15 protein-coding genes are annotated in these 14,995 nt (G+C 57.5%); 7 read left to right on the top strand and 8 right to left on the bottom strand.

The features are described 5' to 3' along the window. Positions 1 to 188, bottom strand: a 188-nt coding sequence (locus HBN61_RS20120; RefSeq protein ID WP_524539063.1) for a transposase, incomplete at its 3' end; no start/stop codon positions are given. Positions 189 to 311: 123 nt separating this feature from the next. On the opposite strand from HBN61_RS20120, the gene HBN61_RS20115 reads away from it, so the two are divergent. Both HBN61_RS20115 and HBN61_RS20110 read left to right on the top strand, forming a co-directional pair. Then, positions 312 to 1,616 (top strand): CitMHS family transporter, encoded by a 1,305-nt coding sequence (locus HBN61_RS20115; RefSeq protein ID WP_170047746.1) that lies wholly within the window; start codon positions 312 to 314, stop codon positions 1,614 to 1,616. Positions 1,617 to 1,686: 70 nt separating this feature from the next. Beyond that, positions 1,687 to 2,940, top strand: a complete 1,254-nt coding sequence (locus tag HBN61_RS20110; protein ID WP_170047745.1) for an OprD family porin — start codon at positions 1,687 to 1,689, stop codon at positions 2,938 to 2,940. 84 nt (positions 2,941 to 3,024) lie between these two features. Here HBN61_RS20110 and HBN61_RS20105 read toward each other — a convergent pair whose 3' ends face one another. Next, positions 3,025 to 4,215, bottom strand: coding sequence for an MFS transporter (locus HBN61_RS20105; protein ID WP_094992117.1), 1,191 nt, complete (start codon positions 4,213 to 4,215; stop codon positions 3,025 to 3,027). Positions 4,216 to 4,324: 109 nt separating this feature from the next. Between HBN61_RS20105 and HBN61_RS20100 the strand changes: the two genes are divergently transcribed. From HBN61_RS20100 to pgnE, 4 genes are all read left to right on the top strand, one after another. Further along, a complete protein-coding gene (locus HBN61_RS20100; protein WP_170047744.1) occupies positions 4,325 to 5,230 on the top strand; it encodes a LysR substrate-binding domain-containing protein in 906 nt (301 codons plus the stop codon). Between the two features lie 174 nt (positions 5,231 to 5,404). Further along, on the top strand, positions 5,405 to 7,519 hold the full coding sequence (locus HBN61_RS20095) for a mechanosensitive ion channel family protein (protein ID WP_170047743.1): 2,115 nt from the start codon (positions 5,405 to 5,407) through the stop codon (positions 7,517 to 7,519). Between the two features lie 145 nt (positions 7,520 to 7,664). Next, positions 7,665 to 8,549: a sugar nucleotide-binding protein gene (locus tag HBN61_RS20090; protein WP_170047742.1), complete on the top strand. Its 885-nt coding sequence runs from the start codon at positions 7,665 to 7,667 to the stop codon at positions 8,547 to 8,549. Next, positions 8,542 to 9,471, top strand: a complete 930-nt coding sequence (gene pgnE, locus HBN61_RS20085; protein ID WP_170047740.1) for a UDP-N-acetylglucosamine epimerase PgnE — start codon at positions 8,542 to 8,544, stop codon at positions 9,469 to 9,471. Before HBN61_RS20090 ends, pgnE begins: the two co-directional genes overlap by 8 nt. 59 nt (positions 9,472 to 9,530) lie before the next feature. Here the strand turns inward: pgnE and HBN61_RS20080 are convergent, their stop codons facing one another. The 5 genes from HBN61_RS20080 to HBN61_RS20060 form a co-directional block, all read right to left on the bottom strand. Continuing rightward, positions 9,531 to 10,229 carry an OmpW/AlkL family protein gene (locus HBN61_RS20080; RefSeq protein ID WP_170047738.1) on the bottom strand — a complete coding sequence of 233 codons (699 nt, stop codon included), beginning with the start codon at positions 10,227 to 10,229 and terminating at the stop codon, positions 9,531 to 9,533. A gap of 203 nt (positions 10,230 to 10,432) precedes the next feature. Then, entirely contained in the window at positions 10,433 to 10,963 is a 531-nt protein-coding gene (locus HBN61_RS20075; protein ID WP_170047737.1) for a DUF3299 domain-containing protein, read from the bottom strand. An 8-nt stretch (positions 10,964 to 10,971) separates the two neighbouring features. Further along, on the bottom strand, positions 10,972 to 12,237 hold the full coding sequence (locus tag HBN61_RS20070) for an ABC transporter permease (protein WP_170047735.1): 1,266 nt from the start codon (positions 12,235 to 12,237) through the stop codon (positions 10,972 to 10,974). 1 nt (position 12,238) lies between these two features. Further along, positions 12,239 to 12,949: an ABC transporter ATP-binding protein gene (locus HBN61_RS20065; RefSeq protein WP_170047733.1), complete on the bottom strand. Its 711-nt coding sequence runs from the start codon at positions 12,947 to 12,949 to the stop codon at positions 12,239 to 12,241. An 86-nt stretch (positions 12,950 to 13,035) separates the two neighbouring features. Continuing rightward, the gene (locus HBN61_RS20060; protein ID WP_094992126.1) at positions 13,036 to 13,599 is read right to left on the bottom strand and encodes a DUF2796 domain-containing protein; all 564 of its coding nucleotides are present in this window, start codon (positions 13,597 to 13,599) and stop codon (positions 13,036 to 13,038) included. A 135-nt stretch (positions 13,600 to 13,734) separates the two neighbouring features. On the opposite strand from HBN61_RS20060, the gene HBN61_RS20055 reads away from it, so the two are divergent. Beyond that, entirely contained in the window at positions 13,735 to 14,076 is a 342-nt protein-coding gene (locus tag HBN61_RS20055; protein ID WP_094992127.1) for a hypothetical protein, read from the top strand. Positions 14,077 to 14,108: 32 nt separating this feature from the next. Here the strand turns inward: HBN61_RS20055 and trxA are convergent, their stop codons facing one another. Further along, on the bottom strand, positions 14,109 to 14,984 hold the full coding sequence (gene trxA / locus HBN61_RS20050) for a thioredoxin (protein ID WP_094992128.1): 876 nt from the start codon (positions 14,982 to 14,984) through the stop codon (positions 14,109 to 14,111). Positions 14,985 to 14,995: the final 11 nt, after the last annotated feature.

Here is a 14,995-nt window from a genome sequence, read left to right as displayed (position 1 = left end):
TGGATGCGCAGCATGGTTTCCAGAGGATAGGGTTTTCTACCGCCGCCGGCCTTGGGGTAGAACGGTTCGATCAGCTCCAGCAGGCCTGCCCAGGGCACCACCTGATCCATTTCGGCGAGGAAGCGCTCTCGGCGGGTTTGCTTGCGCTTGCCGGCGTACTCAAAGTCGGAAAAGCTCATCTGGCTCATGGGCGGCTCGGATCAGGTGTTGCGGGGATTCTCGCATAACTGAAGGCTTGTTCGGAGATTCCTTAGACGCCACTTAGTACTTAGACGTCGATTACTTCATCTATAACAATAAGAGAATACTCTATGCTCGCCTTCCTGGGGTTGGCCATGGTGGTTGTGTTCACGTTCCTGATCATGACCAAGCGCCTGTCACCGATAGTTGCCTTGACACTGGTTCCGCTTGTATTTGCGCTGATTGGAGGTTTCGGCGGTACAACCGGAAAGATGATGCTGGACGGCGTGAAAATGGTCGCGCCTTCGGCTGCATTGTTGTTATTTGCCATTCTTTTCTTTGGCCTGATGATTGATGCAGGCCTGTTTGACCCGTTGATCCGCAAAATCCTGAAACGGGTTAATGGTGACCCGATGAAGATTGCTGTGGGCACTGCACTGTTGTCATTGACCGTTGCGCTGGATGGGGACGGCACGACCACGTACATGATCACCTGCGCTGCAATGTTGCCCTTATACAAGCGTATTGGTATGAACCCCATGATCCTCGGCATCATTGCGATGTTGTCACTGAGCATCATGAGCGGTATGACCCCGTGGGGCGGCCCGGCCACGCGAGCGATAGCGGCGCTGGGGCTTGATGCGGGGGAATATTTCATCCCGTTATTGCCCACCATGATCGGTGGTGCATTCTGGGTTGTATTCACCGCCTTCCTATTGGGACGGGGAGAACGCAAACGTATTGGCAATGTGCTTTTACCAAGCGGTGGTAGCGACTGTTACATCAAAGCCATCCTGAACGATACCCCGCATAAGCGCCCCCGGCTGGCCTACATCAACTTGATGCTGGTCATCGCCGTTATGACTGCTTTGGTAATGGGGCTGATGCACTCTGCCATCCTGTTTTTGATCGGGTTTGTGTGTGCATTAATGATCAATTACCCACAACTGGATATACAAAAAGAGCGCCTTCTCGCCCACTCCGGCAACGCCATGACGGTGGTTGTACTGGTATTGGGTGCCGGTATATTTGCGGGGATTTTCTCAGGCACCAAGATGGTTGATGCCTTGGCACAAACGTTAGTGGAGTGGATCCCGCCCGACTGGGGCCATCTGTTTCCTCTTATTGTGGCCATCACCAGCATGCCGCTGACCTTTGTTCTGTCCAATGACGCGTATTACTTCGGCGTTGTCCCCATCCTTGCCAATGCGGCAGCTATCTACGGCATTAGCCCCCTGGAAATTGCACGGGCCTCAATTTTGGGCCAGCCCGTTCATTTGATGAGCCCTCTGGTCGCCTCTACGTTGCTGCTGATGGGCATGCTCGACTGCCATATCGGTGATTTTCAGAAAGCAGCGTGCAAGTGGGCGGTTCTCACTTCGCTCGTTGTGACCGCTATCGCACTTCTAACGGGCGCGTTGACGCTTTGGGTCTGATGTTTTTCGCCTAACAACCCATTCGGGTTGCAGACCCAGTGCAGCGCCAATAATAAAAAAGAGTCGTGCCATGAAAAAAATTTTACTGCGTGGTGTCCTTGCGACGTCCCTGAGTGCTTTACCGATAATTACTTCAAACGCTACGGAGTTTATTGAAGGGAGCCATTTGAAGCTTCAATTACGAAACATTTACTTCAACGAAAATTTCCGGGATGAGAACGGACTGAGCCCCCGCGCTGTTAAAAACGCGAAGAGTGAGCGAACAGAGTGGGCTCAAGGTTTTTTAGTAGACTTCAAGTCCGGTTTTACGCCGGGCACGATTGGATTTGGAATAGATGCATTAGGTCTGGCAGGTTTCAAGCTGGACTCTGGCAGAGGGCGCAGTGGCACCGGTTTGCTTGCAGTGCATTCAGATGGACAAGCCGCCGATGAATTCTCCAGCCTGGGAGTCGCGGGTAAAATCCGCTTTGCGCAGTCCACCGTCCAACACGGATCTGTATTGCCCAAGACACCGGTATTGATCTACAACGATGCGCGCCTTTTACCTCAGTCTTATCAGGGAACACTGTTCACTAGCACCGACATCGATAATTTGACACTGTCGGGGGGGCGCCTGAATCAATTCAAGTTAAGGGACTCCTCGGATAGCCGTTCGATTACACCGAACGGTTTCACGGGGCGAGGCTCAACATTCTCATACATAGGCGGCGAATACACACTGAGTGAACATACCCGTTTGGGGTACTTCTACGGGCAGTTGGATAACTTTTACAGGCAGCATGTCGCCTCAGTTCAGCACGACCGGCCATGGGGAGCTGGCGTATTAACGACCGATTTACGTTATTTCCGTAGTGTCGGCGCCGGTACACAGAAGGCAGGCGAAATTGACAATACCCTGCTCAGTAGCCTGCTGAGCTACTCAATCGCAGGCCATCGAGTGAGCGCCGGTTATCAAGTACTCAATGGCCAGGCCGATTTACCGTACATCACGGGTGCGACCGTCTATTCCTTCAGCAACGCCGGAATAGGTAAGTTCATTCATGAAGATGAAAAGACTTGGATGCTCAGTTATGGGTATGACTTTTCAAGGGTGGGCATGCCGGGCTTGACGCTATCGGGTCGCTATTTGAGTGGAAAAAATAGCAAGGCTGGATCTGCGCAGTTGCACGAACATGAGCGCGACGCAGAGCTGGCGTATGTTGTACAAAGCGGGCCACTTAAAGGCGTGGGCTTAAAAGTTCGAAATTATGTATACCGTTCTGATGTTGCCAGAGGCAGGGACAGTAATCGTCTTTACCTTACTTACGATATCGCGCTGTGGTAAACCCGATGGCTCTGTCAGGTCTTGCCAGGCACATCAGTTTTCAAAAAGCTCACCGCCGTTCAGGGATGAGCTTTTTAACCGCGCTTAACGACGTCGCATCAACAGGACAGCAAGCACAATTGCGACGCCAGCAATACCCGTTGAAATGACTCCCAGTGACTCCAGCCCATAATGCCGAATCCCCAGGCCGCCGATGATTGCGCCTAACCCGATACCCGCATTGGCGGCTGAAATGTTCATCGTCGCGGCCAATGCCTGAGCTTTCGCCCCCGCCCGCATGACCCGGACCTGGCAAATCGGGAACAGTGCGGTATAGGCAATGCCCCACACGGCCAGCGCGACAATCAAGCCAGTGTGTTGTGCCGCCAATGGCGTGGCAGCCAGCATGCCTGCCGCAAGCAGACAGAGAAATACCACGCTTGAGCCCAGTGGGCTGCGATCTACCATGCGCCCACCGATGTGGTTGCCAAGCATGCCGACGGCGCCAAAGCCCATTAGCCACCAACCCACATGACCTGGCGAAATACCCGCGAGACTTTCGAGGGTATCTGCGAGGTAGGTGTAGGCCGTGAACATGGCTGTGAAGGTCAGGACAGACAGCGCGACATGGGCGATAAAGCGTGGGTCTTTGAAAATGAGCGTTTGTTTTTCACCCTGATTGCGCTGGGGCGCGCCGGGCAAAGTTGGCATATAGCTGCGCATAAGCCCGGCGATTAACAGGCAGAGGGCGGCCAACATCCAGAAGCTGCCACGCCAGCCAATGGCGTCCGCCGCCAGCGTGCCCAGCGGGATGCCGAAAACAAGGGCTGCTGAAATACCCATGTACACGTTCGCCACCGCTTTCCCAGCATTAGCCGGGCCAGCGAGTTGGCCGGCTGTTTCACTTGCCGTGCCCCAGAAAACGGGCAAAAGCAGTGCAGGAACAAACCTCGCAATCGCCAAGATCCAGATATTGGCGGACACCGCTGCAAGCGCATTCGACGCGGCAAACACCAGCAAGATAAAGGTGAACAACTTCCTGCGGTCAATATGGGCCAGTCGCGCCGTCAGAATTGGACCGAACAGCATCACCGTGAAGGCAAATAACGTCACCAACTGGCCTGCGAGCGTAACCGAGACATTCAAGTCCCGCGCCAACGCAGGCAAGAGGCCGATGATCAGAAACTCGGTGGTCACAATCACAAAGGCTGCAATGGCCATAATGGCGATTTGAACTGCCGTGTGTGAAGACGTTGTAGGAGCGGCCGTGGAATGGGCCTGAGGTGAAGAGGGCATGGGGAGACGCTCTAAAAAAACAGTGCGTTAGCTTATTGGAGAAATAAATTCAGATTGCGGCTATAAACTACGCAATCAGATGAATTAAATTCCCCAATATCGAGGCGCGATGTTTTCTTCAGAACGGTTAAAAGGGCTGGACGTTTTCGTGTCTGTTGCTGAAACCGGTAGCTTTACAGGTGCTGCTGAGCGTTTGAACCTTACGCGTTCGGCCATTAGCAAAGCCATCGCCCGGCTGGAATCACGGCTGGACACCCGACTGTTCACTCGAACCACCCGCACGTTGTCGCTGACTGATGCAGGTGTGAGGTTTTACCGAACCTGCACCCATGTGCTGGGTGAGCTGGAGGAAGCGGAGTTATCCCTGCATGCGCACAGCACCGAGCCCATGGGCCGTGTGCGCATCGACTTGCCCGCCGCCTATGGTCGCCTTCATGCGCTGGGGGCCATTTTGCGCTGTGCGCGCGAACATGGGTTGCTGCAGCCGCATATTTCGTTTTCGGACCGTTATGTGGACCCGGTTGAAGAGGACATCGACATTGTCGTGCGTATAGGCGGGCCGGACCTGCTGTCGCAAGCGTTGGGCCGACGTTATCTGGGGACCGAGCGCCTGGTGTTTTGTGCCTCGCCCGATTATTTGCTCCGCCAAGGCGTTCCTCGGACTGAGCTGGATTTGCAGCACCACCATTGCGTGATGTATGGCCGCGCGGACGGGAGCGTCAACCCATGGTGGTTCGCCGGGGCGCACGGTGGTCGGGAGCGCCGGATATTGCCCGCGCACATCGCTATTGGTGATGGCGAGGGGCAAGCCGCTGCGGTGCTGGCTGGACACGGCATCGCCCAGCTGCCGACCTGGTTGGTGCAAGACGCGCTGGCGCAGGGAACACTGGTGCAAGTATTGGCACATCTGGCGACGGACGGATCGCCCATCCATTTGCTGTGGCTCAAGCGCCGCCAATCCCAAGCCAAGGTCAGCGTAGTGCTGGACGCGTTAGGCGCGGCGTTGACGGCGTAAAACGCTATCGAAGGGTTTCTCTGAGTGATCTGTAAGAAGGTTTTCTGGCGAAGGTGCGAAGTCTTCCAAGTGATTGACTACGCTGTAACCAGAAAATAGCAAGGCAACTGAAATCGAACTTCGCTGAACCCTATCGATCAGTTGACTACAGACGTCCAGGAGGTCACCCCGGTTTTGTCTCATTTCAAACCCGTATTTTTGCTTTTCATCCTGTTGCTCATAGGCATTGGATTCGCGCAGGCAGCCCCTACGCTGTCGTCCGTTATCAAAGCTGAGGAAACCGACGGCAAGCCGCCCGTATTGGTGGACGGCGGATTGCTTGGCGCTTTGGGTGCTGGCATGGATGAAATGCAAGGCCAGCTCGGGCTGAGCGTGCACGTGTTCGATACCTGGCGCTTGCGCACCGAGCGGGCGGCCGATGAGGTCGGTGTCTTGCTGGAGCAGGCCTCGACCCATCCCTCCTGGAGCGGGGTAGGAGATTTCCTGTGGTTATCCGCGGTGTGGATAGGCGTCTTTGCTGCCGCGATGGTTGGCGGGCGTCTGGTGGCGCGTCATGTGAGCGCGACCCGGCCCCTGAGGAATCGTCCCCGCCTGCAGACGCTAACCCGCTACATGGTTGCTTATCTGATCCCGGCGTTGATTGCCTTGCCGGTCACGCTGTACGCGAGCCGCTTTCTGCAGGATTCCATGGGCCGTTCGCTGGCACTGAGCCTTTCGTATGCCAGCAGCGCCGGCGTCTTTTGCGCGGCTCTGGTGCTGTCACTGAGCGCCATGTTTTATGTCGGCCACAAGCGACGGGCCGTGGAAATCATTCGTCGCTACTCGATGCGCCCCTTGTTCCTGATCGGCTTTTTTGCTGCGTTCAGCGATGCAATGAACAGTCCGCAAATCGCCCCACAACTCGGGGGCAACCTTGCCAGTTGCCTGTCGGTGGTTACGGGATTAATCGCCTGTTTCATTTTTGCCTTTTTGGCCATCAAGCTGAGGCGTCCAGTGGCGCACCTGATCCGCGACCGTGCGCTGGCGCAGCGCTTGGGGCAGCCAGCGCTTCAAGAGTCGTTGCGTATTTTCTCTGTGCTCTGGTACTGGCCGATCCTGCTGATGCTTCTGGTTTCGATGCTTAATTTGATTGGCGTGGGTGAGGGCAGCGAGCAGGCGTTACGCAACGCGTTACTGACCTCCGGGCTGTTGATCGGCACCGTGTTCCTGAGCACGATTTTGCATCACTGGTTCAGTACCCATGCCAGCCGTAACGGTGCGTACCGGGAGCGTTTGATGACCGTGCTGTACGCGCTGTTGCGTATCGCGCTGGCCGTGACATTCATTGAGCTGCTGGCGCAAATCTGGGGCTTCTCGCTGCTGGCGTTTGCGTCTGATAGTAATACCGGCAAGGTCATTAGCGATTCCCTCGGGCATATCCTGTTGATCCTGCTGGTGACGTGGCTGACCTGGGTGGTGCTGGACACAGCGATTCAACAAGCCCTGCAGCCCAACACCAACCGGCGGGGCACGCGGGAGCCAAGCACGCGAATCAAGACCATCCTGCCGCTGATGCGCAATGCCATCAAAGTGATTCTGGTGGTGGTCTGCACCATTACCACAATGGCCAATCTTGGGGTAAACGTTGCGCCGTTTCTGGCCGGAGCCGGGGTGATCGGTCTGGCGATCGGTTTTGGTTCACAGCAATTGGTTCAGGATGTAATCACCGGCCTGTTCATCATTATTGAAGACACCATTTCGGTCGGTGACTGGGTTGTGGTCGATGCCAATCACGCGGGCACCGTGGAAGGCCTGACCATCCGCACCTTGCGTTTGCGTGACAGCCGCGGCTTCGTGCACTCGGTGCCCTTCGGCCAGATCAAGGCCGTGGTCAACCATTCCCGTCAGTTCGCCTATGCGTTCTTTTCTGTGCAATTCACTTACGCCACGGACATCGACAAAGCCACCGACCTGATTCGCGAAGCGGGGCGCCAGATCAGTGATGACCCACTGCTAAGCCTCAGCCTGCAAGGTTCGCTGACCGTGTTCGGGGTCGATAGCATGAACCTCGATGGCGTGACCGTTACGGCGCAATTTCGCACCATGTCCGGTGCACAAAGCACCATCACACGCGCCTTTAACGATCGCTTGAAAAAGCTTGTGGATAAGTCTGAGGACGTTCACTTTGCGCAAACCTATCCACAGGCGTTGCTTGCCCCCCTGAACGCGCTTGCCCCGTCTCAGGCAGCGCAGGCAGCGCCCCATCGACCGACGTTGGTACTGAGCGATGAACCACCGTCATCGCTATAAACGGTGTAGGACGCTGATGCAGTTTGTCAGTGACGACACGCACAGAAACCCGCAAAATGCGGGGGTCTTGATCATGGCCAACGGCTTGTACGGTTGGTTTTCTGGTATACATCACCGTTCTGAATAGACTGAGCCTGCACACTCTATGCGAATGCGCCTTATGTTATTGGGCGGCGGAAATGCTCTCGGGCAGGCGCTGATTCGTCTGGGTGCCGAGGAAGACATCAACTTCCTGGCCCCGCGTCCGCCGCAAGACGGTTGGGATGCTGCGAGTCTGACCCAACTGCTCGATGACACCCGACCGGACGCCGTCATCAATCTTGCCTACTACTTCGACTGGTTTCAGGCGCAGTCTGTCAGCGAGTCTCGCCTGACTGCCCAGGAGCGCGCTGTCGAGCGTCTGGCCGAACTGTGCCAGCACCACGGCATCACGCTAATACAGCCTTCCAGCTACCGCGTGTTCGATGGCTCCCGGGCCACTGCTTACAGCGAGAAAGACGAGCCTGTCCCGCTGGGCTTGCGCGGCCAGGCCTTATGGCGCATTGAGCAAACGGTGCGGGCGATTTGCCCGCAGCACGTCTTGCTGCGTTTTGGCTGGCTGCTTGATGACAGCCCGGATGGCGCGTTGGGGCGCTTTCTGGCCCAGGCTGAAAAACCGGGGGAATTGCTGATGGCCGATGACCGTCGCGGCAATCCCACCCCGGTCGATGACGCAGCCCGGGTGATTATCTCGGTGCTCAAACAACTCGACTGTGCGGCGCCGTTGTGGGGCACCTATCACTACGCCGGTCACGAGGCCACCACGCCGCTGGCACTGGGGCAGGCCATTCTGACCGAGGCGCGCAATCTGCACCCGCTGGCCATTGAAGCGCCGACGCCTCAAGCGCACGCCGCGCGCCCCGATGCCGCCGAGGAACCGCAGCATGCGGTGCTGGCGTGCAAAAAAATTCTGCATACCTTCGGGATCAAGCCCCGCGCCTGGCGCGCTGGCCTCCCGGCCCTACTGGACAGGTTTTATCGTCATGGCTGATGCCCCCATTCTCGTAACCGGCGGTGCCGGGTTTATTGGTTCCAATCTGGTCGATGCATTGCTGGCCAAAGGCTACGCAGTGCGCATCCTGGATGACCTTTCCACCGGCAAGCGCAGCAACCTGCCTCTGGACAACCCCAGGGTTGAACTGATCGAAGGTGATGTGGCTGATGCCGCGTTGGTCGCCAAAACCATGGCCGGCTGCCGTGCCGTGGTGCACCTGGCGGCAGTGGCGTCGGTGCAGGCATCGGTGGATGACCCCGTACGCACTCACCAGAGCAATTTTGTCGGCACCTTGAACGTCTGCGAAGCCATGCGCGAAGCGGGCGTCAAACGCGTGGTCTTTGCGTCCAGTGCAGCGGTCTATGGCAACAACGGCGAAGGCGAGTCAATTGTTGAAGACACAGCTAAAGCGCCGCTCACCCCGTATGCTTCGGACAAACTGTCGAGCGAATACTATCTGGACTTCTACCGTCGCCAGCACGGTCTGGAGCCGGTGATTTTCCGCTTCTTCAACATCTTCGGGCCGCGTCAGGATCCGTCTTCGCCGTACTCGGGGGTGATCAGCATTTTCAGTGAGCGTGCTGAAAAAGGCCTGCCCATCACCATCTTTGGCGATGGTGAACAAACCCGCGACTTTGTGTATGTGGGCGATTTGGTGAAGATTCTGGTGCAGGCAGTAGAAGCCGGACACGTGGAAGAAGGCGCGGTCAACGTGGGCCTGAACAAAGCCACGACCCTCAAGCAAATGTTGGCCGCTTTGAGCGAAGTGGTCGGCGAGTTGCCACCGATCAGCTACGCCCCGGCGCGCTCCGGTGACATTCGGCATTCGCGTGCTGATAACAGCCGCCTGTTACAGCGTTTCAAGCTGGGCGAGACCACGCCGATGAGTGAAGGCCTGGCGCGTTTGTTGGGTCGCTAATACACGCTGCAAATGAAAAAGGCGCCTCGAAAGGCGCCTTTTTTATGTCCGGCGATTGCTTAGAACTTGTAACCCAGGCCAACCATGTAAACCCATGGATCCACGTCAACGTTGACCTTGGCACGAGTGCCAGGCGCAACGCCGTTGTTTTCTACGGTAGCGCGGGTATCGATGTCGATGTAGCGCGCCTGGGCGTTGATCATGATGTTGTCGGTCAGCATGTAGTCAGCACCGATTTGCCAGGCCATGCCCCACGAGTTTTTTGCTTTGAAGTTATCGAAGCCCGCAGCGCTGGCGCGGCTGCCCACGTGTTCGTCATAAATCCAGGTGTAGTTGATACCGGCACCCACGTACGGTTGGAACGCAGACTTGGAGTCCAGTGGGTAGTACACAACGCTCAAGGTCGGTGGCAAGTGCTTGAGGGTACCCAGTTTGCCGTTGGCCGCGTCCAGGCCGGTGCCTTTGATTTTCACGTCATGCTCGAAGGGGGTCGCGGCCAGCAACTCGATACCGATGTTGTTGGTGACCATGTACGCAAAGTTAAGACCCAATTGGGTGTCGCTGCTCATGGTTGCCTTGCCGCCCAGATCAGTACCCGCCAGCGGACCCTGGTCCACTTTTACGCTGGAGCTGTCGGCTTTGGGGTTAACCGTAATGGCACCGGCACGGACGATAATGTCGCCTTCAGTGTGCGCGTGGGCAAACGGGGCAACGACGGCAAGGGCAAGTGCCGCTGCGCTGAGCAAAGACTTGTGCATGGGAGCTCCAATTGGATATTTAAAATTTATATAACCAATGGTAATGAGCGCTCCGAGCCACTCTGTTGACCCAGCTCAATGAAACGACGATGGGCTGAAAAATTGTGAAAAATTCGTGAACTAACCCGCAAACCACCACTCTTTAATCGCTGTCGCGGCCTGCCATTACTGGGCCCGGAAGCCGAGACGGGCGTGACTGGCGATTACTCTGGCAATTCGTACACATAGATTTTCTGTGCGTCCATCTGATACCCGGCATCGGCCAGCTCGCTGCTGCTCGGCTTGACCTGCAACGCGCCTTCGATCCAGTACGGCTGATACAGCTCGTCCAGCTTGACCCCGACTTTACTGGTCACGTGCACGATCTGGTTCGAGGGCGGCGGCGGGACATGGATGCAGGCGCCGAAATACGGCACCAACAAAAACTCCGTGGTGCGGCCTTCTTCGTTGACCTCCAGGGGCACGATGTACCCCGGCAGACGAATGTTTTGCCCGTCCAGCGCAGGCACTACCGGCGCATTGGGCATGCTCTGCGCCGCCGCAGGCGCTGCCTCGGGGTCAAGATTGCCCAACTGCGACAGGTCATGCATCGGCGCCATCTCCGGCACTTCGGGCGCTGCATCAGGCGGAATCATCTCCGACCACGTCAACTCCTTCGGTTCGGCTGCCCACACAGGGGTTGAAACCATCAGTAACAGGGCCAGCAATACGCGTGGCAAGACGGACATTTTCATACACAGGCTCATAAGCGAATGGACAGGCCATCGGCCAGCGATTGGCGGTAAGCGCGCCAGGCGGGCACGCAGCCCATTAACAGGGCGGCGGCCAGAATACCTGCCAGCAGGGTCCATTCATATTCGCTCGGCCAAGCCAGCGGTAAATACAGTCCGTAGTTCGATTGCACGTAACCTTGCGCCAGCGCGATACCCACATACAACAGGGCCACGCCTGCCACTACACCGCTCAGCGCCAATGCCAAGGCTTCGAATACCAGCAGGGTAGCGATGTGCCACGGGCGGGCGCCAACTGATCGCAGGATCGCCATTTCGCGGCGTCGCTCATTGAGGCTGGTCAAAATCGCGGTCAGCATGCCGATCAACCCAGTTAGCACCACAAACAGCGATACCACAAACAAGGCTTTTTCAGCGGTGCTCATCAGGCTCCACAGTTCTTGCAAGGCGACGCCGGGCAAAATGGCCATCATCGGTTCGCCCCGGTATTCGTTAATTTCACGCTGCAAGGCAAAGGTCGAAATCTTGCTGTTCAGCCCTAGCATGAAAGCCGTGATGGCCTGAGGCGTGAGGTCCATGTTGCGGGCTTGGCCGGCCGTCACACGACCTGCGCCACGAGCGGGCACGCCGTTGTGCCAGTCGATGTGAATGGCCTCCATGCCGCCCAGGCTGATGTGCAGCGTGCGGTCCACTGGCGTACCCGTGCGCTTGAGAATGCCGACCACTGTGAAGGGTTTGTCGTCGTGCTTAACCAGACTCACGGCTGCGACACCGTGGGCCAGCACCAGTTTGTCACCCAGTTTGTAGTGCAGCGCCTGTGCGACCTCGGCGCCAAGCACCACTTCAAAAGGGTCGGAGGCAAAGGCGCGGCCCTCGGCCAACCGCAGATTTTGCCGGTGACCGTATTGATAGTGCTCAAAATAGGCTTCGCTGGTGCCCATGACCCGGTAGCCGCGGTGGGAGTCACCCAGCGACATGGGGATCGCCCATTTCACCTTGGGGTTAGTGGCGAAGTGTTCAAAGCTGTCCCAGCGAATGTTGTTGGTGGCATTGCCAATGCGGAACACCGAATACAGCAGCAAATTCACCGACCCTGAGCGGGCGCCGACGATCAGGTCGGTGCCGCTGATGGTGCTGGCAAAGCTGGCACGGGCCTCGGTACGCACCCGCTCCACGGCCAGCAACAAACACACGGACAAGGCAATCGCGAACGCCGTCAGCAGGGCGGTAAAGCGGCGGTTGGCCAGACTGGCCAGCGCAAGACGAAACAAATACATCTCAGACCTCTGCCGGGGCGGCGGCACGATTGAGTTCAGACAACGACAGGTTGCGGTCGAATAGCGGGGCCAGGCTTTGATCGTGGCTGACGAACAACAGGCTGGCGCCTGCTTCGCGGCATTCGGCGAACAACAACTGAATGAAGGCTTCGCGTGCATCGGCGTCAAGGGCCGAGGTGGGCTCGTCAGCGATTACCAGCGCCGGTTGGCCGATCAGTGCGCGGGCGGCGGCCACCCGTTGTTGCTGGCCGATGGACAGCGAGTCGGCTCGTCGCTCCAGCAACGCCGGGTCTTTAAGGCCCAAGTGGGCGAGCAAGGTGTGCGCGGCCTTGCCGACACTGCCATGACGCTGAGCGGCGCGGCTGGCCCGCAGTTTGGAAAAGTGGCAAGGCAGTTCCACGTTTTCACGCACGGACAAAAACGGCAGCAAGTTAAATTGCTGGAAGATGTAACCCGTGTGATCGACGCGAAAACGGTCGCGTGCGCCAGAACCCAATTCACTCAGTTCCTGGCCCAGTAAACGGATTGAGCCGTGGTCGGCTTTTTGCACGCCTCCCAGCAAACCCAGCAAGGTGGTTTTGCCGCTGCCGCTGGGGCCTTTGAGAAACAGGGTTTCGCCGGCCTGCAGGCTGAATTCGGGGATGTCCAGCAGCACGGGATGGCCCGGCCAACTAAAAGTCAGGTCGCTCAGCTCGATGAGTGCTTGGGTCATGGGTCGTCAGAATCGCCTGCAATGTCGGGAAAAGTGGGTGTCACTGGCGCAGCCTGCTAAAGAGCTGCACCAGCCACTCGCCGTAGTCAGAACGTCAGCGTCGGCGCTTTCGCTGACACGTTGACTGCTTGCTGACCGTTCGGACCGATCAGTTGTACCTTGAATGTGTGGGTCCCGGGGAATGTCTTGAAAAACGTGCCGAGGTCGAGGTTTTTCAACTGGCCCGGTTCGGCGCAGGTAAACGCGTAGTGTGCTTCGACATCGCTGTGGTGATGTTCAGTCTTGGCCTTGCTCGCGCCTTCTTCAGGCGCGGGGTCGAACAGCGGGCTATTAAGGTCCTGCGCCTCAACCACACACTTTGCCACCGACGGCAGGTTGAACAGAGTCAGCGGGTTTTCCAGTCGGGCCTTGGCGGCCGCAACGCTGGCTTTGTCTGCATCGGTAGTGGCCGCGTGTTCAAACCCCACCAGGTTCATCGCAGGGCTGTCGAGGTCCAGTTCCAGTGTGTTGTCGTCAAGTGCCACATTCAATGTGCCGACGCCGTGTTCATGGGGGGCAAGGCTGCCATGTTCGTGATCATGCGCTTGAGCCGCGTGCACCACGGCCAGCGGTAATAAAGCGAACGGCAAAGCGAGCAGCAAACGACGCATAGCATGACTCCAGCAAGAAATGGATGAATGTTTTGTTATGTAATCTTATAACGAGATCGCGAGAGTTTGCCCGTGTGCTTGGCGTTACGCAAGACGCATGGGAGCATGCGCACATGAAACTTGAGGAGCCCTGCAATGGTGCGGATTCGCGGAACAATAGGCGATTGGCCCGTCGACTTGACGGTTGAACTGGATGAGGCGGAGTGGGCGCAGTTGGGTGGGCAGATTAAAACGTCTGCGCCCGGCCATGCTGCAGTCGTCAGCCCCCCGGTGAGTCAGGACGACACGGTGTGGGAAATGACCAAAGACATACTGCGTAAGGCCGGACAAATGACCGGGCCGCAGTTGTTGGAGCAACTGGAGGCTTTGACCGGCAGCACAGGGGCGGGAAAACGCCTGTTGGTGCGTCTGCGCCATAGCCGCGAAGTGAAAGTGGTGAGCGGCGCCGACTCACCGGTTTACAGCTGGGTTGAGTAAACCGGTGAGGGCGCGCTGTTGCGGTGCGCAGGTCAGTACAGCGCGGCAAACAATTTGCGGCGATAGGTGGTGACCAGCGGGTGATCATTGCCCAGCAGATCAAACACTTGCAGCAGCGTCTTATGAGTAATGCCCTCGTGGAAGCTGCGGTTGCGGATAAACAGCTTCAGCAAGCCTTCCAGGGCGCCTTCGTATTGCTGGCGCGCCAGCTGCTGAACTGCCAGTTGATAGGCGGCTTCGTCGTCCAGCGGGTTTTGCGCCACGCGGGTTTTCAGGTCAGCAACATCCGGCAGGTCTTTGGCCTGGCTCAAGAAGGTCAGTTGCGCCTTGGCGCCTGCCAGCTCGGCTTTATGCTCGTCGCTTTTAACCGCGTCCAGCACGGCTTGCGCTTCAGTCAGCTCGCCACGCTCAGCCAGGCAGCGGCCATACAGAATCAGCGCCTTGGCGTTGGTGTTGTCTTCGGTGAGTACCTGCTTGAGCAACGTTTCAGCGTCGGCAAAGCGGCTTTCGGTAAACAGGGCCTGCGCTTGCACCATCGGGTCTTCAGCAGCCGGGGCAGGCATGACGACATGAGGCTCAAGCATGGCGCGAATGGCGGATTCGGGTTGCGCTTCCTGAAAGCCGTCAACCACTTTACCGTCTTTGAACAACACCACGGTCGGCAGGGTGCGAATGCCGATGCGGCCCACGATGTCCTGCTCCACGTCGCAGTTAACCTTGGCCAGCCGCAGTTCGCCCTGATAGTCCTGGGCAATCTGCTCCAGAATCGGCAGCATCACCTTGCACGGCGCGCACCACTCAGCCCAAAAATCCACCAGTACGGGTTGATCAAACGAGGCTTCAACAACCTGTTTGTCGAAGTCTGCCGACGTCACGTCGAAGCTATAAGAAGTCGTAGGTTGAGTCATTGTGGGTCTCG

Origin of the sequence: Pseudomonas sp. WS 5071, from assembly GCF_012985765.1 — a bacterium.
Lineage (GTDB): Bacteria > Pseudomonadota > Gammaproteobacteria > Pseudomonadales > Pseudomonadaceae > Aquipseudomonas > Aquipseudomonas lundensis_A.
Note: the sequence above shows the minus strand (reverse complement) of the source record. Positions and strands in the feature narration are given on the sequence as shown.

Excerpts from the sequence above, each read along its gene's own strand:
- trxA (WP_094992128.1), bottom strand. The coding sequence starts at position 14,984 with ATGACTCAACCTACGACTTCTTATAGCTTCGACGTGACGTCGGCAGAC.
- HBN61_RS20080 (WP_170047738.1), bottom strand. The coding sequence starts at position 10,229 with ATGCACAAGTCTTTGCTCAGCGCAGCGGCACTTGCCCTTGCCGTCGTT.
- HBN61_RS20065 (WP_170047733.1), bottom strand. The coding sequence starts at position 12,949 with ATGACCCAAGCACTCATCGAGCTGAGCGACCTGACTTTTAGTTGGCCG.
- HBN61_RS20115 (WP_170047746.1), top strand. The coding sequence starts at position 312 with ATGCTCGCCTTCCTGGGGTTGGCCATGGTGGTTGTGTTCACGTTCCTG.
- HBN61_RS20090 (WP_170047742.1), top strand. The coding sequence starts at position 7,665 with ATGCGAATGCGCCTTATGTTATTGGGCGGCGGAAATGCTCTCGGGCAG.
- HBN61_RS20055 (WP_094992127.1), top strand. The coding sequence starts at position 13,735 with ATGGTGCGGATTCGCGGAACAATAGGCGATTGGCCCGTCGACTTGACG.
- HBN61_RS20100 (WP_170047744.1), top strand. The coding sequence starts at position 4,325 with ATGTTTTCTTCAGAACGGTTAAAAGGGCTGGACGTTTTCGTGTCTGTT.
- HBN61_RS20075 (WP_170047737.1), bottom strand. The coding sequence starts at position 10,963 with ATGAAAATGTCCGTCTTGCCACGCGTATTGCTGGCCCTGTTACTGATG.
- pgnE (WP_170047740.1), top strand. The coding sequence starts at position 8,542 with ATGGCTGATGCCCCCATTCTCGTAACCGGCGGTGCCGGGTTTATTGGT.
- HBN61_RS20110 (WP_170047745.1), top strand. The coding sequence starts at position 1,687 with ATGAAAAAAATTTTACTGCGTGGTGTCCTTGCGACGTCCCTGAGTGCT.
- HBN61_RS20105 (WP_094992117.1), bottom strand. The coding sequence starts at position 4,215 with ATGCCCTCTTCACCTCAGGCCCATTCCACGGCCGCTCCTACAACGTCT.
- HBN61_RS20060 (WP_094992126.1), bottom strand. The coding sequence starts at position 13,599 with ATGCGTCGTTTGCTGCTCGCTTTGCCGTTCGCTTTATTACCGCTGGCC.
- HBN61_RS20070 (WP_170047735.1), bottom strand. The coding sequence starts at position 12,237 with ATGTATTTGTTTCGTCTTGCGCTGGCCAGTCTGGCCAACCGCCGCTTT.